This is a genomic window from Streptomyces bacillaris (genome assembly GCF_003268675.1).
In the GTDB taxonomy this organism is placed as follows: Bacteria; Actinomycetota; Actinomycetes; order Streptomycetales; family Streptomycetaceae; genus Streptomyces; species Streptomyces bacillaris.
Window position 1 is genome coordinate 313141 of sequence record NZ_CP029378.1, and the last position, 20867, is coordinate 334007.

22 protein-coding genes are annotated in these 20867 nt (G+C 72.9%); 9 read left to right on the plus strand and 13 right to left on the minus strand.

Going from position 1 to position 20867, the window contains the following annotated elements:
* Position 1: 1 nt before the first annotated feature.
* Together DJ476_RS01410 and DJ476_RS01415 are read left to right on the plus strand one after the other, a co-directional pair.
* Positions 2-361 carry a tetratricopeptide repeat protein gene (locus DJ476_RS01410; RefSeq protein ID WP_103417635.1) on the plus strand — a complete coding sequence of 120 codons (360 nt, stop codon included), beginning with the start codon at positions 2-4 and terminating at the stop codon, positions 359-361.
* A gap of 134 nt (positions 362-495) precedes the next feature.
* Positions 496-1185: a hypothetical protein gene (locus DJ476_RS01415; RefSeq protein WP_112489595.1), complete on the plus strand. Its 690-nt coding sequence runs from the start codon at positions 496-498 to the stop codon at positions 1183-1185.
* A 47-nt stretch (positions 1186-1232) separates the two neighbouring features.
* On the opposite strand, the gene DJ476_RS01420 is transcribed toward DJ476_RS01415, so the two are convergent.
* From DJ476_RS01420 to DJ476_RS01435, 4 genes are all read right to left on the minus strand, one after another.
* A complete protein-coding gene (locus tag DJ476_RS01420; RefSeq protein ID WP_112489596.1) occupies positions 1233-1958 on the minus strand; it encodes a TetR/AcrR family transcriptional regulator in 726 nt (241 codons plus the stop codon).
* A gap of 40 nt (positions 1959-1998) precedes the next feature.
* Positions 1999-2808, minus strand: coding sequence for an SDR family oxidoreductase (locus DJ476_RS01425; RefSeq protein WP_241565525.1), 810 nt, complete (start codon positions 2806-2808; stop codon positions 1999-2001).
* A gap of 198 nt (positions 2809-3006) precedes the next feature.
* Positions 3007-3774: a CbtA family protein gene (locus tag DJ476_RS01430; RefSeq protein ID WP_112489597.1), complete on the minus strand. Its 768-nt coding sequence runs from the start codon at positions 3772-3774 to the stop codon at positions 3007-3009.
* Positions 3775-3845: 71 nt separating this feature from the next.
* Positions 3846-4076 carry a CbtB domain-containing protein gene (locus DJ476_RS01435; RefSeq protein WP_019761602.1) on the minus strand — a complete coding sequence of 77 codons (231 nt, stop codon included), beginning with the start codon at positions 4074-4076 and terminating at the stop codon, positions 3846-3848.
* Positions 4077-4341: 265 nt separating this feature from the next.
* Between DJ476_RS01435 and DJ476_RS01440 the strand changes: the two genes are divergently transcribed.
* Positions 4342-5013, plus strand: a complete 672-nt coding sequence (locus tag DJ476_RS01440; protein WP_112489598.1) for a histidine phosphatase family protein — start codon at positions 4342-4344, stop codon at positions 5011-5013.
* Here DJ476_RS01440 and DJ476_RS01445 read toward each other — a convergent pair.
* From DJ476_RS01445 to DJ476_RS01455, 3 genes are all read right to left on the minus strand, one after another.
* On the minus strand, positions 5001-5738 hold the full coding sequence (locus tag DJ476_RS01445) for a 4'-phosphopantetheinyl transferase family protein (RefSeq protein WP_103417640.1): 738 nt from the start codon (positions 5736-5738) through the stop codon (positions 5001-5003). The two genes, DJ476_RS01440 and DJ476_RS01445, sit on opposite strands and share 13 nt — an antisense overlap.
* Positions 5735-6754 carry a metallophosphoesterase family protein gene (locus DJ476_RS01450; protein ID WP_318294285.1) on the minus strand — a complete coding sequence of 340 codons (1020 nt, stop codon included), beginning with the start codon at positions 6752-6754 and terminating at the stop codon, positions 5735-5737. The genes DJ476_RS01445 and DJ476_RS01450 overlap by 4 nt, the downstream gene beginning before the upstream one ends.
* A 152-nt stretch (positions 6755-6906) precedes the next feature.
* Positions 6907-9075, minus strand: a complete 2169-nt coding sequence (locus tag DJ476_RS01455) for a PI-PLC domain-containing protein (RefSeq protein ID WP_112489599.1) — start codon at positions 9073-9075, stop codon at positions 6907-6909.
* 133 nt (positions 9076-9208) lie between these two features.
* On the opposite strand from DJ476_RS01455, the gene DJ476_RS01460 reads away from it, so the two are divergent.
* Positions 9209-10096, plus strand: a complete 888-nt coding sequence (locus DJ476_RS01460) for a glycosyltransferase family 2 protein (RefSeq protein ID WP_103417642.1) — start codon at positions 9209-9211, stop codon at positions 10094-10096.
* Between the two features lie 104 nt (positions 10097-10200).
* Here DJ476_RS01460 and DJ476_RS01465 read toward each other — a convergent pair whose 3' ends face one another.
* Together DJ476_RS01465 and DJ476_RS01470 are read right to left on the minus strand one after the other, a co-directional pair.
* Positions 10201-11400: an MraY family glycosyltransferase gene (locus DJ476_RS01465; RefSeq protein WP_103417643.1), complete on the minus strand. Its 1200-nt coding sequence runs from the start codon at positions 11398-11400 to the stop codon at positions 10201-10203.
* 250 nt (positions 11401-11650) lie between these two features.
* Positions 11651-13234 carry an amidohydrolase gene (locus DJ476_RS01470; protein WP_112489600.1) on the minus strand — a complete coding sequence of 528 codons (1584 nt, stop codon included), beginning with the start codon at positions 13232-13234 and terminating at the stop codon, positions 11651-11653.
* A gap of 214 nt (positions 13235-13448) precedes the next feature.
* On the opposite strand from DJ476_RS01470, the gene DJ476_RS01475 reads away from it, so the two are divergent.
* Together DJ476_RS01475 and ddaH are read left to right on the plus strand one after the other, a co-directional pair.
* Complete coding sequence (locus DJ476_RS01475; protein ID WP_103417645.1) at positions 13449-14393, plus strand: methionyl-tRNA formyltransferase; 945 nt, start codon at positions 13449-13451, stop codon at positions 14391-14393.
* 18 nt (positions 14394-14411) lie between these two features.
* Positions 14412-15224, plus strand: coding sequence for a dimethylargininase (gene ddaH, locus DJ476_RS01480; RefSeq protein WP_112489601.1), 813 nt, complete (start codon positions 14412-14414; stop codon positions 15222-15224).
* A 117-nt stretch (positions 15225-15341) separates the two neighbouring features.
* On the opposite strand, the gene DJ476_RS01485 is transcribed toward ddaH, so the two are convergent.
* Positions 15342-15638, minus strand: coding sequence for a hypothetical protein (locus DJ476_RS01485; protein ID WP_208853466.1), 297 nt, complete (start codon positions 15636-15638; stop codon positions 15342-15344).
* Positions 15639-15715: 77 nt separating this feature from the next.
* Between DJ476_RS01485 and DJ476_RS01490 the strand changes: the two genes are divergently transcribed.
* On the plus strand, positions 15716-16771 hold the full coding sequence (locus DJ476_RS01490) for an ABC transporter ATP-binding protein (protein WP_318294286.1): 1056 nt from the start codon (positions 15716-15718) through the stop codon (positions 16769-16771).
* Positions 16772-16781: 10 nt separating this feature from the next.
* On the opposite strand, the gene DJ476_RS01495 is transcribed toward DJ476_RS01490, so the two are convergent.
* Positions 16782-18209: a dihydrolipoyl dehydrogenase family protein gene (locus DJ476_RS01495; protein ID WP_112489602.1), complete on the minus strand. Its 1428-nt coding sequence runs from the start codon at positions 18207-18209 to the stop codon at positions 16782-16784.
* Positions 18210-18325: 116 nt separating this feature from the next.
* Between DJ476_RS01495 and trxA the strand changes: the two genes are divergently transcribed.
* Complete coding sequence (trxA, locus tag DJ476_RS01500; protein WP_070202152.1) at positions 18326-18727, plus strand: thioredoxin; 402 nt, start codon at positions 18326-18328, stop codon at positions 18725-18727.
* A gap of 110 nt (positions 18728-18837) precedes the next feature.
* Here trxA and DJ476_RS01505 read toward each other — a convergent pair whose 3' ends face one another.
* Together DJ476_RS01505 and DJ476_RS01510 are read right to left on the minus strand one after the other, a co-directional pair.
* Positions 18838-19104 (minus strand): hypothetical protein, encoded by a 267-nt coding sequence (locus DJ476_RS01505; protein ID WP_112489603.1) that lies wholly within the window; start codon positions 19102-19104, stop codon positions 18838-18840.
* Between the two features lie 54 nt (positions 19105-19158).
* Complete coding sequence (locus DJ476_RS01510; protein WP_103417650.1) at positions 19159-20181, minus strand: LacI family DNA-binding transcriptional regulator; 1023 nt, start codon at positions 20179-20181, stop codon at positions 19159-19161.
* A 131-nt stretch (positions 20182-20312) separates the two neighbouring features.
* Here DJ476_RS01510 and DJ476_RS01515 point away from each other — a divergent pair, with 131 nt between their 5' ends.
* Entirely contained in the window at positions 20313-20780 is a 468-nt protein-coding gene (locus DJ476_RS01515) for a type II toxin-antitoxin system PemK/MazF family toxin (protein WP_112489604.1), read from the plus strand.
* The last annotated feature ends 87 nt before the right edge of the window (positions 20781-20867 follow it).

Consider the following 20867-nt stretch of genomic DNA (forward strand, 5'->3'; position numbering starts at 1 on the left):
CGTGAACGACACCTACTACGAGTTCGGCACGGCCGCCGACCGGTGGGACCGGGCGCAGCTGTTCTTCGAGGCCAAGGAGTACCTCACGGCCGCCCGGATCCTGGGCGGGCTCGTCGAGGAGGCGCCGGAGCAGGTCGCGCCGCGGCTGCTGCTGGCCCGCTCCTACTACCACTCCGCCCGGCTCGCGCGGGCCGAGGAGGAGCTGCGGGCGGTCCTGGAACGCGACCCGGTGGAGAGCTACGCGCGCCTCATGCTGGGCCGGACCCTGGAGCGCCAGGGACGGCAGGCCGAGGCGGCCACGCATCTGCGGCTGGCCGCCGCGCTCTCCGGCGACTTCGGGCAGCCGGAGAACGGAGCCTGAACCGGGGACGACCCGTACCGAGGGACGAGGGCCGCACCGCTCCGGTGCGGCCCTGCCCCGTGCGGCCCTGTCCTGCTTTACCCGCTGGTACGAGCACCCGATAATGAGCTTTCCGGGACGAAGGGGTGGGGGACATGCGCAGATCCAGGGATGCGGAGTTACGCCGGACGCGGGTGGCCGCGCTGATCGCATCGGCGGTGACGACGGTGACCGTGGCCGTATCCGGCTGCTCCGGCGGCCAGGACGGGGACGGAGCAGCCGGATCCTCCGGGACCCTCGCCTCCCGCGCCCCGGGGGCGCACAGCTGGACCGGCACCCCCTGCGCACTGCTCACGGGCGAGCCGCTCGCGAAGGGGTTCACCGTCGGCTCGACCACCGACTCCGCCGACCCCGACGTCAGGGAGGACATCGGAGAGGGCGGCGCCCGGCCCCGCTATCGACAGACTGGCTGCCTGGCCGGTCTCACGGGCCCGGACGGGGCGTCGTGGAAGCTCTACACGACCGCCGACGTGTACGAGGAGAGCGCGCCCGCCCACCGCGCTTACCGCGTCAAGCACGATCTCGACCGGGTGCACGGACGCGGACCGGAGCGGGTCCACGAGACCGCGTACGCGAAACCGGTCGACGACCAGGGCCGCCCCGGCCGCGCTCTTCTTCTGTGGAACGGCGACCTCCTGCTCACGGTGACCGCGTACGGCCCGTACGGAAGCAAGGCCCACGACGTACGCGAGGGCCTCCAGGACCTCGTCGAGAACACCGCCCGCCTCGTGGAGGACGCGCTGCGCGACCGCGACGCCCCCTCCCCCGTACCGTCAACGCCCTGACCGCACCCCCTCGCCCCGCCTCCGGACCCGGACCCGAGGGTGTGGGCTCACTCCCCCGGGCGGGCGTTCGCCACGCGGTCGAGCCACTCCTTCATCAGCGCGGCCTCGGCCGTGCTGAGCCCCGGCCCCTGGGCCTCACGCAGCAGGGCGCTCAACCGGGCGGCGGCCGAGGGGACTTCGGCCGCCCCCGGCTCGGCCACCACGGGCTCGGCCGGCGCCGCGTCGGGGGTGAGGATGGAGGCGTGCACGGCGTCGCGCACCCGGCGGGACATATCGGCGTCATCGAAGCTCGCGGGGCGGGCGACCAGCATCAGCGCCACCCCCACATTGGCCGACATGACCATCTGGGCGGCCAGCTCGGGTGCGACGCGTATCCGGCCTTGGGCGGCCGCCCGTTCCAGATCCCGGGTCAGGATGCGGTGCGACTCCAGCGCCGCGGCGGGAGGCGTCCGCATCGCCGGTGAGTTCATCAGGCGGTAGAGGTTGGGATTGCGGACGGCGAACTCGACATGGCTGTCCCACCCCCGGCGCAGGTCCTCCACGGGGTCCGCGCTCTCGTCGCGCTCACGTTTCGTCGCGAGGTACCGCTCGAAGCCATGGTCGACGACGGCGGACAGGAGGCCCTCCTTGTCCCCGAAGTGGCGGTAGAGAGCCGGGGCCCCGACCTGGGCCGCCTCGCAGACGGCGCGCGTGGAGATGTCGCCGTCGGGCGAGCTGGCGACCAGCTCGGTGGCGACCTCGAGGATGCGGGTCCGCGTGTTCGTCGTGCTCATCGGACGGACGCTATCAAGCCGGGAGGGTGAGCGGCGGGGCTCAGACGATGCCTCCGTTGGCCCGCAGGACCTGACCGTTGACCCAGCGGGCAGGACCGGCGAGGAAGGAGACCACCTCGGCTATGTCCTGCGGGGTACCCAGCCGCTCCAGCGGGGGCTGGGCCGCCATCCGCGCGACGGTCTCCTCGTCCTTGCCGTCCAGGAAGAGGGCGGTGGCGGTCGGCCCCGGGGCGATGGCGTTGACCGTGATGTCCCGCCCGCGCAGCTCGCGGGCGAGGATCAGGGTCATCGCCTCGACGGCCCCCTTGGTGGCGGCGTAGGCGGTGTAGCCGGGGAGGGCGAGCGACAGCACGGAGCTGGAGAAGTTGATGACGGCCCCGCCGTCGCGCAGCCGTCGCGCGGCCTGCTGGTCGACGACGAAGGTGCCGCGCACGTTGGTGCGGTACATCCGGTCGAGCGCGTCGAGGTCGAGTTCGGCCAGCGGGGCGAGAGCCATCACGCCCGCGGCGTGCACGACCACGTCGACCCCTCCGTACGCCTCCTCCGCGGCGTCGAAGAGCCCGGCGACGGCGGCCTCGTCCGCCACGTCCGCACGGTGGGCGAAAGCCTCGCCGCCCGCGGCGGTGATGGCGGCGACGGCCGCCTCCGCCTCGGCCCGGTGGCCCGCGTAGGTGACGACCACCGCGAGGCCGTCGGCGGCGAGCCGCTCGGCACTCTCCCGGCCGACGCCCCGGGATCCCCCGGTGACCACGGCCACGCGGCGGGGCGCGGCAGCGGAAACCTGCCCGGCCGCCGACTCACGTACGGACCGGCTTGCGAATTCGCTTACGGACGCGGGCTGTTCGGTCATGGCGTCGCTCCTGACGAAGGGGGCACGGTGGTTCCGCGCAACCCGACGACATCAACGCTAACATCGAACGAGTAACGTCGCTACCCTCTTTCGGTCTCCATGCCCGTAACACCGCTACCCAGTCGCTACCCGGCCCCGGAAACGGCAGAACCCGCCGGACACACCCGGCGGGTTCTGCTTCTGTGCGGAGCGCGGCGGTCAGCCCACCGGCGTCGCCGTGCGGGGCTCGTCGACACGGGGGGCGGAGACGAAGAGCCGCTCGGCGAGATAGCCGAAGATCAGCCCGAAGCCGGTCCAGAACGCGGTCTGGACGGCGAGCGTGGAGAGCCGGAACTTCCACAGGAGGCTGGCCGGGAAGTCCTCGACGACCTCGTCGAACGAGGGCAGGAAGGCATAGGCCAGGCCGATCACCACGACGAAGCCGGCGGCGGCCGCGATGGTCGCGTTCCAGTTGCCCAGGGCGGGGGCGAGCCGCTTGCCGATGATCACGGCGGCGACGGCCAGCAGCAGACTGAGGGCGACCATCAGGAAGAAGAGGGTGGTGCGCTTCCCGATGGTGTCGGGGTTGCCGACGGCCGGCGGGTTCGCCGGGTACTTGAGGAACGGCACGACATAGACGGTGAGCAGAGCCGCTCCCGCGATCAGCGCGGCCGTGGCCCGCGGACCGAAGCTGCCGATACGGCCCAGCACATAGGCGACGACGAGGGAGGCGATCCCGCCCGCCGCGACACCGAAGACCAGGAGCGCGGTGGCGAGGCCACCGGTGGCCTGCATGGTGCGGCTGACGAGTTCCTCTTCCTCCTCGCCGCCACCGTGGGCGGCGTGGCTGTGCGCCTCTTCGAGCGCGATGGCGGCGTCCACCTGGGACTCACCGAGGAAGTACGCGACGGCGAGGGCCAGCGCACCCGCGATCACGCCCGCGATCATGCCGCGCACGAGCAGAGCTCTGACAGATATGGAGTTCACGAGACTTTCCCTGTTTCCTGTTTCTCTGGTTTCCTTGATCACTTGCCTGCCGGGGACCGCACGCAGGCGGGTCAGTGGCAGGGGAAACCGAGCAGGTGACGGCCGTCGTGGACCCATTCGTGGACGCCTTCGCCCGAGATCAGGGCGGTGGCGCCCTGTTCGGCGCCGACGAAGTACAGCAGTACGAGCGCCAGAATGCCGACGAAGACGGCCCAGGGGGCTATGGCCTTCGCCGAGATGGGGGTGATCGCGGGGGCCCCTGTCGTGGGGGCTCCGGTTGCGGGAGCGGCAGACTGCGCCATGGCAGAACCTCCTGTGGGAACACGCGTCCCTGTCGTGGTGCGCCGGACGAAGGTGCTGGGTCTGACTTCCCGCACAGGTACGGGTACACAGTGGCGCGACCGTGCCGGATTCTCACCGGGCTTCCGTCACACCGTCGTCAAGGTCGACGTGACCATACCGCCTGCACGCAGGCTCCGCCATGGTGCAATGTGCAGAGGTTCGGGCCCCGAATCGCCCGCCCGTCAAGGGTGTTGGGGCCGCCGCGGAACGAGTTGAGGCAGGAACATGACAGTACGGGTGTCCTTGGTCTCACCGGCGATGAACGCGGCGCTCCGAGAGGCCCGTTTCGACGGTGACGCCCCGCTGGACCGGGCCGGGGAGCGGGCCGCGCGGGCGGCGGCCTCCGCCGTGCCCGGGGCTGGCCTGGTGCTGAGCGGCCCTTCGCAGCGGTGCCGGGAGACCGCCACCGCGCTCGGTCTGGCCGCCCGCCCCGAACCGGCGCTCACCGGCTGGGACCTCGGGCGGTGGAGCGGCCGCCGCCTCGACGAGGTGGGCGCGGCCGAACCCGCCGCCGTGGCCGCCTGGATCGGTGACCCCTCGGCGGCTCCGCACGGAGGCGAGTCACTGCGGGGGCTGGTGGAGCGGGTGGGCGGCTGGCTGGACGGGGTCGGCGGTGAAGACAAGGCCGCGCACGGGACGGGTGACCCGGGCGGGCACACGGCCGGCGGCGGAACCACCGCCGACGACCAACGCCGGGCCGACCGCCGGGCCGTGAGCGTTCTCTCGGTCGTCGAGCCCGCCGTCGTACGAGCGGCGGTCGTGCACGGTCTGGCCCTGCCCCTGGAGGCGTTCTGGCGGCTGGACGTGGCGCCGCTGGCCCTGACGGAGCTGAGCGGCCGGTCGGGGCGGTGGAACGTCCGGCTGGGGCGCCCGCTCACCGCCCTTCAGGGGCTCTGAGGGGCGGCCCCTTCCTGCCGGTCGGGCCGCAGCAGCAGCGCCGTGGCGACGATGCCGGCCTCGATCCGCCACCGCCCTTCCAGCACCGGCGGCACGGCCGGGTCGGTGCGCAGCAGCCGCGCGCTGAACGTGCCCTCGACCGCCCGGCCTGACGACCCCACACCCGCCCGCTCGCCCTCCCGGCCCTCCGGAGACTCCCGGTGGAACGTCAGATCCGCCTCCTCGAAGTCCAGCTCGGTGAGGGTGAGCGGATACCAGGTCTTGAAGACGCTCTCCTTGGCGCTGAACAGCAGCCGGTCCCAGTGGATGTCGCCCGCCTCGCCACCCGCCGCCGCGAACCGTTCCCGCTCCGAGGGAAGCACCACCAGCTCCGCCACGCCGTCGGGCAGCGGGGCGTGCGGCTCGGCGTCGATGCCGAGCGACAGCACGTCCCCCGCGCGCGCCAGCGCCGCCGCCCGGTACCCCTCGCAGTGTGTGAGGCTGCCGACGATCCCCTCGGGCCACAGCGGCATACCGCGCTTGCCGTGGAGCACGGCCACGGGTTCCAGGCCCAGCCTGCCCATGGCCCGCCGCGCGCAGGCCCGCGCGGTCGCGAAGTCGTTCCGGCGTTTGGGCACCGCCCTCGCGATCAGCTCCTCCTCCTCGGGGAACAGGTTCCCGTCCGCCACGCTGACCTCGCGCGTCGCCGCGCAGGAGACGTACGCGGGCAGCAGCCGCTCGATCACAGAGTCCCTCCGGAGGTGGCGGTGTCGGTACGGGCCGGGGCCGCGGACTCCGGTTCGTACGGGAGGATCTGGCGCAGCAGGCCGCGAGGGTGGCCCCGCTCGCGCCACTCCCTCGGGTAGCCGATCGAGACCTCCTCGAAGCGGATGCCGTCGTACCAGGTCGTACGGGGTATGTGGAGGTGCCCGTAGACGACTGCCGTGACGTTGAAGCGGCGGTGCCAGTCGGCGGTCAGTTCGGTGCCGCACCACTGGGCGAACTCCGGATACCACATGATCGACGTGGGCTCCCGGACCAGCGGCCAGTGCCCGGCGAGGACGAGCGGGATCTCCGGGTCGTGGGCGGCGAGCCTGCGCTCGGTCTCCGCGACCCTGGCCCGGCACCAGTCGTCACGGGTGGGGTACGGGTCGGGGTGGAGGAGGTACTCGTCGTTGCAGACGATGCCGGACTTGTGGGCGACGGCCAGCGACTCCTCCTTCGTGTGCGTCCCCGGAGCGCGGAAGGTGTAGTCGTACAGGAGGAAGAGCGGGGCGATCGCCACCGGCCCGTCCGGGCCCTGCCAGAGCGGGAACGGGTCCTCGGGGGTCAGCACGCCGAGTTCGCGGCAGAGTTCGACGAGGTGGTCGTAGCGGGCCTGGCCGCGCAGCTGGACCGGGTCCTTGTCCAGGGTCCACAGCTCGTGGTTGCCAGGGGTCCAGATCACCTTGGCGAACCGGGCGGCGAGCAGGCCCAGGGCCCACCGTATGTCCTCGGGACGCTCCGCGACGTCGCCCGCGACGATGAGCCAGTCCGCGTCGGAGGTGGGGCGGAGGGACTCCACGATGGGCCGGTTGTCGGTGACCGCCGCATGGAGGTCGCTCACCGCCAGCAGACGTCCGGCCCCCTGCGAGCCGGTCTCCTGCGGGCCGGCCCCCTGCGGGCCGGTCTCCTGCGGGCCGGTCTCCTGCGGGCCGGTCTCCTGCGGGCCGGTCTCCTGCGACACGGGTTCCTGCGGTGCGGGGTCGCTGGAAGCGGTCATGTGCGCTGGTTCCCCGTTCTGTCGGCCGTTGTACGGCTCCGTCCGCACGGCGCGGAGAAGCTCGGAAACTCAGCCTCTCATGAGCCTCTGACACCCGCCCCGGGGTTCGTCCGCGAGCCTGCCCCGTCCTGTCCCCTCCAGGTGACGCACGGTCAACGCGCTTCCCGCGCGCGGCGGGTGTTCAGTTCCTCCACCGCCCCGAGGGCGTCACCCACGGTCGTGTAGTCGACGGCGACGAAGTTCACCGGGCCGCCACGCTCGGCCTCGCAGGAGCGGGCCCGGTCCAGCAGCCAGTCCCGGGCGTTGATCCGGCCCGCGTCCAGTCGGCTGCCGCCCCCGTCGGTGACGAAGTGGTTGAGGAGGAAGAGGCGTTTGCCGGTGCCGCCCCGGTGGGGTGCGCAGCTCATCTCGTCGGGGCTGCGGAAGGCGAACGGGGTCTCCATCCCGTACCGGTAGAAGTTGCGGTACCAGGGCGCCGGGCCGTCCGCCTTCTCCGCGAACACCACCAGACGCCGGTCACTGTCGATCATCTCCTTCAGCGTCGGCCACGGCTCATCGGGGTCCTCGGAGGGGGCGTGGAGCAGTTCGTCGAGCCCGGCCTCGTGGAAGGCCTCCTCGGTCTCCTCGGCACTGATGTCGTCCTGGATGATCAGAGTGACGATCTCGGCGGGGTTGGCACGCAGCCAGGCACCGATGTCCTCCAGGGTGGGGACCAGCTCGATCGCCCCGGCCCGGCAGACGCTGTGGCAGAGCCAGAGCCCTTCGCGCGGCGGGTTGGCCCGGTCGATCGCGGCGGAGATGAGCCGGCGCTGCTCCGGTGTGAATTCGGGGTCGTCGAGCCGGGCGGCGATGTCCTGCGGGCTCTCCCAGTGGTACGTGTCCAGTTGGAGCGCGCGGACCCCGGTGTCGAGCTGGGTGGTGATGTCGGGGTCCTGAAGGGGGCCGATGAACCGGTCGGCGGTGGTCGACATGGCGTTGTGGGCGGTGAGGTGGGCGACTTCGTCGTACCTCAGGTCACAGAGTTCGGTACTGCCCTGGCAGCGGCGGGGCGCGGACGGGCCGAGTACGGGCGGGACGAGCAGGGCGCCCGCCAGCGCGGCGCAGGTGACGCCCGCGGCCACGCCCCGTACGGCGGTGGGTGTCGGGAGCGTGCGCGGGCGCACGAGGAAGGCCCAGCCGGTGGCGGTGAGCAGCGCCCCGCCGACGAGGGCCGTGAGGGCGGCGGTCAGTCCGGTGGCCACCGCCTGGTCGACGGCGTTGCGCTGGAGGTCCTGGACGAGCGCGGTGACGCTCGGCGGCCAGGAGGGCGGGACGGTGAGGAACCGGCCCCCGGTGACCGGGCGGACCAGCAGGACGGCCGCCGCCGCGAGGATTCCGCCGCCGGCGATCGCCTGCCCCAGCCCCATGAGCCGCCGGGCGGGGGCGCCGGGGCCGGTCCCCCAGAGGGCCGCGAGGGAGACCAGGGCCAGGACGGTGGCGAGGATCTGGAGCTGGGTCAGCCGCTGCACCCGCTCACGGGCCTGTTCCAGGGCTTCGAGATCGTTGCCCGCGGCCGTCAGGGTCGCGGTGAGATCCCACGTACCTCCTCGGAGGGTGGTACGGAGATCGGCCGCCGCCGTCCGTGACCCGTCGGCCAGTGCGGCTGCCGCGGTCGTGGCCAGGGCTGTCGATACGTCGCCCCTGCCGAGGGCCACGGCCACCTCGGGGCGCAGCTCCGCCCGCTCTCCCTCGGGCACCAGCCTGAGCAGGGCGTCGGTGGCGCGGGCGGCCTGGTCGTCGGTGAGCGGCAGGGCGGGCAGGGTGGGCGCGCGGCCCTCCCTAAGGGCTTCGAGCGCGGCGGTGAGGTCGTCGGTGAAGCGGGCGAAGTCCGGCTGGTCCTGGTCCTGCAGGCTGGCGACCAGGTCACCGAAGTAGATACGGGCGAGTTCGGCCAGGTTCCGCAGCACCGGGTCGAGGTCCACGGCCAGTCGCAGTTCCTCGGTGTCGCCGCGCAGGTAGTCGGTGAGGGCGTGGATCTGCTGGTCGGTGAGCGAGCGGACCGTGGCCGGGGGCAGGACGACCTTGACGTTGGAGGTCACGAGCGCCTCGGGGACCGGCAGATGGGCGAGGAGGTCGCGGGTGACGGGGGCGATCGCCGGGTCGACGAGCACCTCGCTGTAGAGACGGTCGTACGCCGACTCCTCGTCCAGGACGGACTGGTAGTACCCCGGCGACAGGACGGTGGCCCGGACCGTCGAGGTGAGCGCCACCGTCATCACGCCGAGCACGGCGAGGACGAACGCCGCCACCCGCACCGCCCGGCGGGTTCGGCCCGGAGCCATGGGACCGGGCTCCGGGGGAAGCAGGTTCTCCGGCGGGACCAGCGGTATCGGTGTAGCGCTCACTCACTCAGCCTATGCGGATTATCAGCTTTCATGCATGAATGATGGGACTTGTGCAGTGAGGAGCCCCGCCGTGCACTCCGTCCACCTGGCCGTGCTGATGACCAGTCACAACCGGCGTACGAGGACGCTGTCGGCGCTCGCGGCCCTGCACGCCCAGCACGGGCTTCCGGCCCACGCCACGCTGGGCGTGCACTTGGTGGACGCGGGCTCCACCGACGGTACTCCGGAGGCCGTCCGCCTGCTCCACCCGTCGGTCGAGGTCATGTCGGTGGACGCGGACATCCCCCGTAACCAGGCGCTCCGCATCGCCAGCCGCAACAGCCGCAGCGGCGGCGGAGGGGGCGGCTCGCACCGCGGCCGACCGGGCGGGCCGAGCCATCGGTGGACGCACCAGCTATGGCTGGACGACGGGGTCGAACTGTTCCCGGACGCCCTCACCACGCTGCTGGGGGCAGCGGATACGGTCGGGGACGGGTCGGTCGTCGTCGGGGCGGTCCGGGGGCCGGACGGGACCACGGTCTACTCGGGGCGGCGCGGACGTTCGCTCACGCTCGTGGAGCCCGGCGGGGAGCGCCCCGAGCCGTGCGACACGTACGACGGCCGCGTGGTGCTGCTCTCCCGGGCCGCACACGACCTGGTCGGGGACCCCGACAAGGTGTTCCGCCACCGGATGGGCGACTACGACCACGGGTACCGCGCCCGGCGGGCCGGGGTGGACGCCTTCGTCGCCCCGTCACCGGTCGGCGTCTGCGCGGAGGGGCCGGACACCCCCGGTTCGCTGGAGCCGGGGATCGGGGTGCGGGAGGCGCTGCGCCGGGTGACCTCCGCACGGGAGCTGCCGCCGCGCCAGTGGTGGGTGTACTGCCTGCGCCACACCTGGCCGTGGGCGCCTTTGCTGATGGTATCCCCGTACGCGCGGACGGCGGCCCGGGCGACGATCGGCCGGTGGCGAGGGTGACCGGGGTGACGGGTGCGGCATCCCGGCTTGCGGCTGACGGTCTGTGGTCGGGCGGTCTGTGGCCGGTCCTCCGCAGTCGTTGGTTCGTGGCGCGTCGGTCAGCTTCAGCTGCGGTCGGCGGTGAGGCCCACGGCGGGGCGGCCGGTGGGTGGCGGGGGCACGGTGGGGCGGCCGGGGGTGGTCCGGGCCGGCTCGGCGGCCACTGGGGCGGGGCTTTCGGGCGCGGCGGGTACGGGCTTGGGCCCGGGCCGGAGTGAGGTGCCGGTGCGGACGGTTCCGGTGAGCGGGCGGCGGGTGGCCGTGACCGGCGGAGCCACGTACGCCGGGATCCTCAGCAGCGCGACGACGGCCGCCGCGCTGCCGGTCACCGGTACGAGGGCGAAGGCGGGGTGCAGCACCTCCGCGTACACCAGCGTGCTGGTCAGCGCCGCCGCGCCCGCCCACAGGCCGAGGACGACGGCCACTCCGGGCACGGTGACGCGGAGGCGGCGCAGGCGGTGCGTGATGTGGTCGCCGCAGTCCTGGAGCAGGGGGCGCACGGCCCGGCGGCGCGACACCAGGACGAGGGCGGCGTCCGCTAGAGCGACGGTGGCCAGCACGGGCAGCGCGATCCACGCGGCGCGCTCCGGCGGCGCCTCCGCGAGGACCAGTGCGCCGGAGGAGGCCAGGACGAAGCCGGTGAAGAGCGACCCGCACGCGCCGGGACGGATGCGGGCGGGGTGCCAGTTGTGGAGCAGGAAACCGATGAGCCCGGCGAGCAGGACGGCGGGCGGCAGGGCGAGTCCGGCCCGGCCGTCGAGGGCCGCGCAGGTGAGCAGCCCGGCGGCGGTGACGGTGCCGACCGTCGCCAGGACTCCGTCGGAGGTGTCGAGCAGGGCGAAGGCCTGGGTGACGGCGACGATCCCGATCACGGCCAGGACGCCCGCCACCGGCGAAAGACCGGCGAGGCAGACGGCGAGCGTGGCGGCGGCCGTCTGGACCGCCACCCGCAGGGGCACGCCGAGCGGCCGCACATCGTGGACGAGTCCGAGGGCGGCGACGATCGCGGCCCCGGCCAGCAGCCCGGTGACGGCCCGTCCGGACCCGCCCGCCGCGCCGAGCCCCGTACCGGCGGCGGCAGCCGCGCCGACGCCGAGGACCACCGTCGTACCGCCGAGTCTGCGCACCACCCCGGCGCGTGAGGGGCGCGCGCCCGGCTCGTGGGCGGCTCCGGCGCGGAGCGCCGTACGGCGGACGCCCTTGGCGAGTACGACCGTGATGAACAGCGCGGCCGCACCGGAGGCGATGATCCCAAGCACGTTCACCTGCCCTGCCTTTCCTCGTTCGTGAACAGCGGCGCACGGGGCGCCGGGCGACCGTGGAACACGGCGGTCCGGCGCTCGTCCGGTTGCGGTGTCGGGGGACGTAGGACGCCAGTGGAGTGGCGGTTCTCCCCAACCTACGGGGCCGATGTCCCCATTCACCCCGAATAACACGAAAAAGGCGTTGATTCCCTGATCTACTGACCCGGGCGTGCGGGCAGCGGCTCCGCCCGGCCTCTCCCCCCCAGACCCCTCAGGCCGCGGCCACCTCCCGTGTGTCGCGGCCGTCCACGTACGTCGTCACGATCTCGATGTCACCGATCCGGCTGGGGTCCACCCGGTGCGGGTCGTCCCCGAGGACCACCAGGTCGGCGCGCTTGCCCGGGGAGAGGGTGCCCGCCGCACCGTCCCGGTGGGAGGCGTGGGCACCGGCGACCGTGTAGGCGCGCAGGGCCTCCTCGACTCCGATGGCCTCGTCGCCGCCGATGGTCCGGCCCGTCAGGGAGGCGCGTTCGACCATGAACTGGATGGCGCGCAGCGGCGATCCGTCCGCGACGGGGCGGTCGGAGCTGCCGACGAGGGTGACGCCGTGGTCCAGGAAGCCCCGGCCCCGGTACATCCAGCCGGCCCGCCGCTCCCCCATCACCGTCGCGTAGTCGTCACCGAAGTGGCGCAGGAAGGCGGGCTGGACGACCGCGCTCACCCCGAGCGCGGCGAGGCGGGGCAACTGGTCGGGGCGGATCAGCCCGGCGTGTTCGATGCGGTGGCGGGCGTCCGGCCGGGGCCTCAGCTTCTGGGCGTGCTCCAGGGCGTCGAGGGCGAGGTCGGCGGCGCGGTCCCCGATCGCGTGGACGGCGAGCTGCCAGCCGGCGAGGTGGCCGTCGACGATGAGGCGGGTGAGCCGCTCGGGGTCGTCCTGGAACTGTCCGGTGTTGTCGCCCGTTCCCTCGTACGGGGAGGTGAGCGCGGCCGTGCGGGCCATCATGCCGCCGTCGGTGTAGATCTTCAGGGCGCCCAGGGAGAGCCAGTCGTCGCCGAAGCCGGTGCGCACGCCGAGGTCCATGGCCTGGGTGAAGCCGTCGTCGGGGTGGGCGGCGCGGGTACGGAGGGTGTCGCCGGACGCCATGAGCTGGACGCGCAGAGGCAGTCGGCCCCGGTCGCGGAGGAGTTGGTAGGCGCCCAGCTCGACAGGGCTGTGGCCGAGCAGCCCGCCGCCTATGCCTGCCTCGACGCAGGCCGTGATCCCCTCGGCCAGGCACTCCCGGGCGGCGTGCTCGATCGCGTCGGCCAACTCCTCCTGCCCGTAAGGCAGCCGCAGCCGGCGGGCGGCGGTCATGGCGCTCTCGGCGAGGAAACCCTCCTGGTGCTCCACTCCGTCCGGCAGCAGGTCCAGGACGGCCGAGTTGACGACGCAGGCGTGTCCGGAGTCGTGCATCAGGAGGATCCTGCGGCCGTGGCTGACCCGGTCCAGCTCGGCGGCGGTCAGGTGGCGGCCCAGCGCCCGCTGGTCGTAACCGGCGAGATCCAGCCAGGCTCCGGGCGGTGCGGGTCTGCGGGCGGCCCGGTCCACGACGGCGAGGATGTCCTCGATCCGGGCGCACGGGGCGATGCTGGGCGTACGGGCCTTCAACCCGGCCCAGGCCAGGTGGACATGGCTGTCGATGAAGCCGGGCAGCACGGTGGCGCCCTGGAGATCGACCACCTCGCGGGCCGGGAGGGCGGTCACCGCACCGTCCAGGCCGACGATCCGGCCCTGCCAGATGCCCAGGTCACGGGCGACGGGGTGGTGCGGGTCCATGGTCAGGATGCGGGCGTTCGTCAGCCTCGTACAGAGCATGGGAGGTCCCTCCCCGTCGCGGTCGGATCCACGGCTCGCAGCCGGGGAGCGGGCCGGCCCAAGCTAACCCCCCACCCCCTCCCTGTCGATGTCAGGGTGCGTTTCAAGCCGACCTGATCCGCCAACACCACTGTGAATCATGGGACGTTGTGGTCTTAGGTAAGCCTTGCTTTACTGAATCGCCGGTCCATCGCTCATCCAAGGAGGCACCTCCATGCGGGTCGTCATGTTCGGTTACCAGACCTGGGGGCACCGCACGCTGCAGGCGCTGCTGGACTCCGAGCACGACGTGGTGACGGTCGTGACGCACCCGAGGAGCGAGCACGCCTACGAGAAGATCTGGAGCGACTCCGTGGCCGATCTGGCGGAGAAGCACGGCATCCCCGTGATCATCCGCAACCGGCCGGACGACGAGCTGCTGGACCGGCTCAAGGAGGTGGCCCCGGACATCATCGTGGCCAACAACTGGCGGACCTGGATCCCGCCGGAGATCTACAACCTCCCCGTCCACGGCACGCTCAACATCCACGACTCCCTGCTGCCCGCCTACGCGGGCTTCTCGCCGCTGATCTGGGCGCTCATCAACGGCGAGCCGGAGGTCGGCGTCACGGCCCATCTGATGGACGAGGAGCTGGACGCGGGCGACATCGTCGTCCAGAGGTCGGTCCCCGTTGGGCCGACGGACACGTCCACCGACCTCTTCCACCGTACGGTCGATCTCATCGCCCCGGTCACCACCGAGGCACTGGGCCTGATCGCCTCGGGGCGGACCGAGTTCACCCCGCAGGACCGATCCAGGGCCAGCTTCTTCCACAAGCGGGCCGAGGAGGACATCCGTATCGACTGGAACTGGCCGGCCGAGGACCTGGAGCGTCTGATCCGCGCCCAGTCCGCGCCGTACCCGAGCGCCTTCACCTTCCACAAGGGGCAGCGGCTCGAAGTCCTCTCCGCTGTCGTGTCCCAGGGCCGTTACGGCGGCACCCCGGGCCGGATCTTCTACCGCGAGGGCGAGGGCGTCGTGATCGTCGCCGGAGCCGATGCCCGAACCGGCCGCAACCACGGTCTGGCCATCACCCGCGTACGGACCGGGGACGGCCGCGAACTTCCCGCGACCGAGTACTTCACCTCGATGGGCGGCTACCTCACCGGCCGCCCCTGACGATCGGGACCCACACCCATGCGTACCGCACGTGCCCGGCACTACCTCATGTGCCGGCCCACCTACTTCGACGTGGTCTACTCCATCAACCCGTGGATGGACCCGAAGAAGCCCGTCGACACTCCGCTGGCCATCGCCCAGTGGGAGCGGCTGCGCGAGGTCTACCTGAACCTCGGGCACACCGTCGACACCATCGAGCCCGTCCGCGGACTCCCCGACATGGTCTTCGCCGCCAACGGCGCCACGGTCGTCGACGGACGCGCCCTGGTCGCCCGCTTCCGAAACGCCGAGCGCATCGCCGAGGGCCCGGCGTACCACGACTGGCTGCGCGACAACGGCTTCCCCGACCTGCGCACCGCGAGCGTCGTCAACGAGGGCGAGGGCGACTACCTCCTGGTGGGCGACCTGCTGCTGGCCGGGACCGGCTTCCGCAGCGACCCGCGCTCGCACGACGAGGCCCAGGAGTTCTTCGGCCGCCCGGTGATCGGGCTGACCCTGGTGGACCCCGACTACTACCACCTGGACACCGCCCTCACGGTGCTCGACGAGAAGACGGTCGCCTACTACCCGGGCGCCTTCTCCCCCGGCAGCCTCGCCGTCCTGCGCCGCCTCTTCCCGGACGCCGTGATCGCCTCGGCCGAGGACGCCGCGGTGTTCGGCCTCAACGCCACGTCGGACGGCCTGAACGTGGTCCTCCCCCAGAACGCCACCGCCCTCACGGACCAGCTCCGCGACCGCGGCTTCAACCCGATCGGCGTGGACCTCTCCGAACTCCTCAAGGCGGGCGGCAGCGTGAAGTGCTGCACGCTGGAGCTGCGGGCGGCGGGCTGACCCCGACGCCGTACGCCTCTCGGGCGGGTCATGAGCCCGCCCGAGAGGCCGGGCGGTGCGGGATGGTCCCACCCTGCGGGGATACGAGTCTGGGGATACAGGTTTCCTGACGGGCTCTCACCGCCCTCCACGCCATGGCGTATGGGGGACGAACCGCTCGTCGCGGGCCCACTCGGCGTAGGTGCGGGCAGGTCCGCCGGTGATGTCCGTGCAGGTGAGCCAGGGGATGTCCGGCTCCTCCCAGGTCTGCTCCTGCGCCTCGCCGCCCGCCGGCCGTTCTCCGTCCTGCGGCTGTCCTCCGTCCTGCCGACCCACACCGGACGTCGCCTCGGTCGGGTCGGTCGTCGCGCCCGAGTAGTCCTCGAAGCCGAAGAGGAAGTCGGCGTTCTCCGCGGCCCAACCGCCCTGCGGCACGTCAGCGGGTACGCGCGATCCGCATCGAGTCGCTGACCCGGACGCTGGCGGGCGTCGGTTTCGAGGGTGCGATCCTGATGATCCTCTCGGTGGGTGCCTGGCGGGTCAGCGAGGGGATGCTGCCGGTCTCCGGCCTGGTCGCCTTCCTCCTCTACGCGTTCTGGATCGTGGAGCCGGTGACCCAGTTGACCCAGACGGTCTCGCTGCTCCAGTCCGGTCTGGCGGCGGCCGCGCGCATCAAGGAGATCCAGGACCTGCCCGAGGAGCGGCGCCCCGCCGTCGTTCCCGCCCCGGACGAAGCCGCTCCGGCTCCGGAGCGGGCGCCGGCCTCCCCCGTCCTCACGTTCCACGACGTCGTCGCCCGGTACGGACCGGACGCCGGCACCGCCTTGAACGGGGTCTCCCTCTCCATCGCCCGCCGCGGCCACACCGCTGTCGTCGGCCCGTCGGGCGCGGGGAAGACCACGATGTTCTCGCTGATGCTGCGCTTCCTGCACCCGACCGGGGGAACGGTCCGCCTCGACGGTGTCCCGCTCGACCACTACGACCTCGACGAACTGCGCAGGCGGATCGTCTACGTCGAGCAGGACACCCCCCTGGTGCCCGGCACCCTGCGGGAGAACCTGCTCTACAACCACCAGGAGGCGAGCGAGGACGACCTCTGGTCGGTGCTGCGGGCCGTACGGCTCGACGAGCGGGTGCGTGAACTGGAGGAGGGCCTCGACAGCACCGTGTCCGACACCGAGATCTCCGGCGGCGAGCGACAGCGCATCGCCCTGGCGCGGGCCCTGGCGGGTCGGCCGGAGACCCTGCTGCTGGACGAGGCGACCGCACAGCTGGACGGCCTCAGCGAGTCCGCGATCCACGACGCCATCGTCAAGGTCGCGGAGCACGGAGCCGTGGCCACCATCGCGCACAGGCTGTCCACGGTGGTGGAGGCCGACCGGATCATGGTGATGGAGAACGGCCTCTGCCGCGCCTCCGGAACCCATGACGAACTGCTCACCTCCGACGACCCCTACCGGGATCTGGTCGCGGCGCTGAGGATCGCGACGGTCGGTCAGCAGCGCCGTCGTCCCCAGGAGGACGGCGCAGGCGTCCGGCCACCGGGCCGGCCGTCCGTCGGCCCGTAACCGTTCGCGCTCACCCCCGGTACGTCTCCAGCAGCCGCAGCCACAGCTCGCTGATCGTCGGGTACGCCGGGACGGCGTGCCACAGGCGGGCGATGGGGACCTCGCCGGCCACCGCGACCGTGGCGGAGTGCAGGAGTTCGCCGATGCCGGGGCCGACGAAGGTGACGCCGAGGAGGATCTCGCGGTCCAGGTCCACGATCATGCGGGCCCGGCCCTTGTAGCCGTCGGCGTAGAGGCTTGCGCCGGCGACCGAGGCGAGGTCGTAGTCGACGGCGCGGACGCGGTGGCCCGCGTGTTCGGCCTCGGCGAGGGTGAGGCCGACGGAGGCGGCCTCGGGGTCGGTGAAGACGACCTGGGGGACGGCCCGGTGGTCGGCGGTGGCGGCGTGGGGGCCCCAGGGGGCCGTGTCCAGGGGCGGGGTCCGCCGGGCGCGGGCGGCGATGGCGGCGCCCGCGATGCGGGCCTGGTACTTGCCCTGGTGGGTGAGGAGGGCGCGGTGGTTGACGTCCCCGACCGCGTACAGCCAGTCGGTTCCCTCGACACGGCAGCTGTCGTCCACCGTGAGCCAGGAGCCGGGCTCCAGGCCGACCGTCTCCAGGCCGAGGTCGTCCGTGCGCGGGGCCCGGCCGGTGGCGAAGAGGATCTCGTCGGCCTCGATGCGGGTGCCGTCGTCCAGGACGGCCGTCACCGGGCCGTCCGGTGCGGGGCGCTCGACGGCGGTGACGGAGACTCCGGTACGGATCGTGGCGCCCGCCTCCGTCAGCGCCTCGGCCACCAGCTCGCCCGCGAAGGGCTCCATCTTCGGGAGCAGGCCGCCGCCCCGGATCAGCAGGGTCACCTGGGCCCCCAGCGCCTGCCAGACGGTGGCCATCTCCACGCCGACCACTCCCCCGCCGACGACCGCGAGCCGGCCGGGCACCTTCTCGGCGCTGGTGGCCTCACGACTGGTCCAGGGGCGGGCCTCCACGATGCCGGGGAGGTCGGGGACGACGGCCCTCGTACCGGTGCACACGGCGACGGCGTGGCGGGCGGTGAGGTGGTGCTCGATGCCGTCGGGGGCGGTGACGGTGACCTCGCGGGGGCCGGTGAGGCGGCCCGTACCCCGGTGGATGTCGGCTCCGATGCCTTCCAGCCAGCCGACCTGTCCGTCGTCCTTCCAGTGGCTCGTCATCTCGTCCCGGTGGGCGAGGACCGCCGGGACGTCGAGGGGGCCCTGTACGGCGCTGCTGAGGCCCGGGACGCGGCGGGCGTCGGCGCGGGCGACCACGGGGCGCAGCAGGGCCTTGCTCGGCATGCAGGCCCAGTACGAGCATTCGCCGCCGATCAGCTCGGACTCCACCACGGCCGCGCTCAACCCCGCCGCGCGGGCCCGGTCGGCCACGTTCTCCCCCACCGGACCTGCGCCGATGACCACCACGTCGTACTCGGAAGCATTCATGGAAACAGTGTCGTCGCGGGTGTGCGCCCCGGCCACATGGGCAGGCGGAATAGCGCACGTGCCGTCACCGTTGTGCCGGACGGACCGAACCCGGCACAGGAAGAGGTAGCAGGAGTATGAGCACCGTAGAGCTGACCAAGGAAAACTTCGATCAGGTCGTCAGCGACAACGACTTCGTCCTGATCGACTTCTGGGCTTCCTGGTGCGGCCCCTGCCGACAGTTCGCGCCGGTCTACGACTCGGCGTCCGAGCGCCACCCGGACCTCGTCTTCGCCAAGGTCGACACGGAGGCGCAGCAGGAGCTGGCCGCCGCCTTCGACATCCGGTCGATCCCGACGCTGATGATCGTCCGGGACAACGTGGCCGTCTTCTCGCAGCCCGGTGCTCTGCCGGAGGCCGCCCTGGAGGACGTCATCGGCCAGGCCCGGAACCTGGACATGGACGAGGTCCGCAAGTCCGTCGAGGAGCAGAAGCGGGCGGCGGAGGCGGGGCAGCAGGGGCAGTCCGAGCCTCAGTAGGCCCCGCCACCCCTCTCATCGCAGTTTGCCGCCGTACGGGCCCGGGGTGCCGGGCCTACGGATTTCGGCGCGTCCGGCCGCCGGCGGATGCGTCCCGGCCTCCGGCGGATTCAGCCTGTCGGGCGCATTCCGTCGGCCACGTGCACCGACATGCCCGGGTCCAGTTCCTCGCCGTCGACCAGCACGGCCTCCACCGTGCGGGTCTCCGGGTCGATGTCCGCCTCCATGCCCTCGCCCGTGTACCGGGGGTAGCCCGAGGCCCCCGTCTCGCCGGTGGCGGAGACGACCGCCGAGCGGAGCGGCCGTCCGGGGGCTCCGGTCCGCGTGCTGCTGTGGTCGGGGATCAGGAGGAGTTCGTAACTCTGCGGGTGGCTCATGGTCCCGACGCTAGACATCCGCCGCGGGCCGCGCATGTCGTCGCGCCGGGGCGGTCAGCTGGAGTCGCGGTGCACGGCGCCGGTGCGCAGCAGGTCCTGGTGGACGGGGGCGGCGCCCGGGTGGTGGACGAGCCGGTCGATCGTCTCGGCCAGCGGCTGGTCCATGGCCAGCTCCATCCGGACCGTGCTCAGCCGGGGCCGCAGCAGCCTGCCGAGCAGGAGATCATCCGCCCCGATCACCGCCGTGTCGCCGGGTATCGCGACGCCCGCGTCCTGGAGCGCGCGCATCAGCAGCATGGCGTACTCGTCGTTGTACGCGAACACCGCGTCCAGACCCAACTCCCGCCAGCGGCCCGCCAGTTCCGCCGCCGACTCCTCCTCGTAGCCGAGCGGCAGGGGGCACACCAAAGCCCCGGCCGGTTCGGCCGTCTGCAGGGCTCCGGCGAGGCGGGGTTCGGAGAACGGCGTGAGGCCCGGCTCCCGGGGCATCACCACCCCGATGCGGCGGCGGCCGCGCGCCAGCAGATGGGCGACCGCGCTGGCGCCGACCCGCCGCTGGTCCATGACCAGCCCGTGGGCGCCCGCCACCGGCTCCGGGCCCAGGGTGATCACCGCTTTGGCGCCGGAACGGGTGAGGACGTCCGTGCCGTGCGGGGTGAGGGTGATGCCCGGCGGTACGACGACGGCGACGGGCCGCAGTTCGGCCCAGGCCCGTACCGCCTCGCCGTCCGCGAGGCCGGCGCTGCCGTACTGGACGACGGTGTAGTCCAGGCGGCGCAGCCCCGCCTGGAGTTCCTGGAAGAAGTACTGGTGGAGGGGGCCGGAGGGTATGTGCCCGGAGGGCAGCAGGACCAGGCGGCTGTGTCCGGCGCGCAGGCTGCGGGCGGCGGCGTGCGGGACGTAACCGAGCTGGGTGGCGGCCTCCCTGACGCGGTGCCGGGTGGGTTCGCTGATCCGGACGGCGGCGTTGTTGTTCAGGACGTACGACACGGTGGCCCGGGACACTCCGGCGAGGCGCGCGACATCGGCGCTGGTCGGTACGGAGACTTCGGTGGGCTGCTTGGGTAACTGGCTCATGGCGAGCGGCAGTCTTCCAGATCCGCCCGACCGGCCGGTGCCCCGGGGGCACGCTCGTGCGGCGGCTCGCCCGGGCCCCGCCGGACGCCCCCGCTCCCCGGCCGGGGCCCCGCAGGTCATACGGTGTGGCGATGACGTTCCACCACAGCGCAGAGCGCATCGACAGCCCGTCCGTAGTCCCCGGCAGCACCGGTCCGACCGCCACCGTCCAGGCCGATCCCCACGCGGTGGGCCCGGTCCGCACCTCGTACGCCCCCGACCGCGACGGCGACCCGGACCCGGGCGAGATCGTCTGGACCTGGGTGCCGTTCGAGGAGAGCGACGGGCGCGGCAAGGACCGGCCGGTTCTCGTCGTCGCCCGGGAGGCGACGGGCACCCTGCTCGCCGTCCAGCTCTCCAGCAAGCAGCACGACATGGACCACGAGTGGGTGGCGCTGGGCGCCGGTCCCTGGGACAGCTCCGGACGGCCGTCCTGGGTCGATCTGGACCGGGTGCTGCGGGTCCACGAGGACGGGATGCGGCGCGAGGCGTGCGCGCTGGACCGCGATCGGTTCGACACCGTCACCGGGCGGCTGCGGGAGCGGTACGGCTGGAGCTAGTGGTACGGCGGGGGCGGGGGCGGGAGAGCTGACGGCGGGGGCAGAGGCTGGCAGCGGGGGCGGGAGCTGACGGCGGGGGCAGAGACT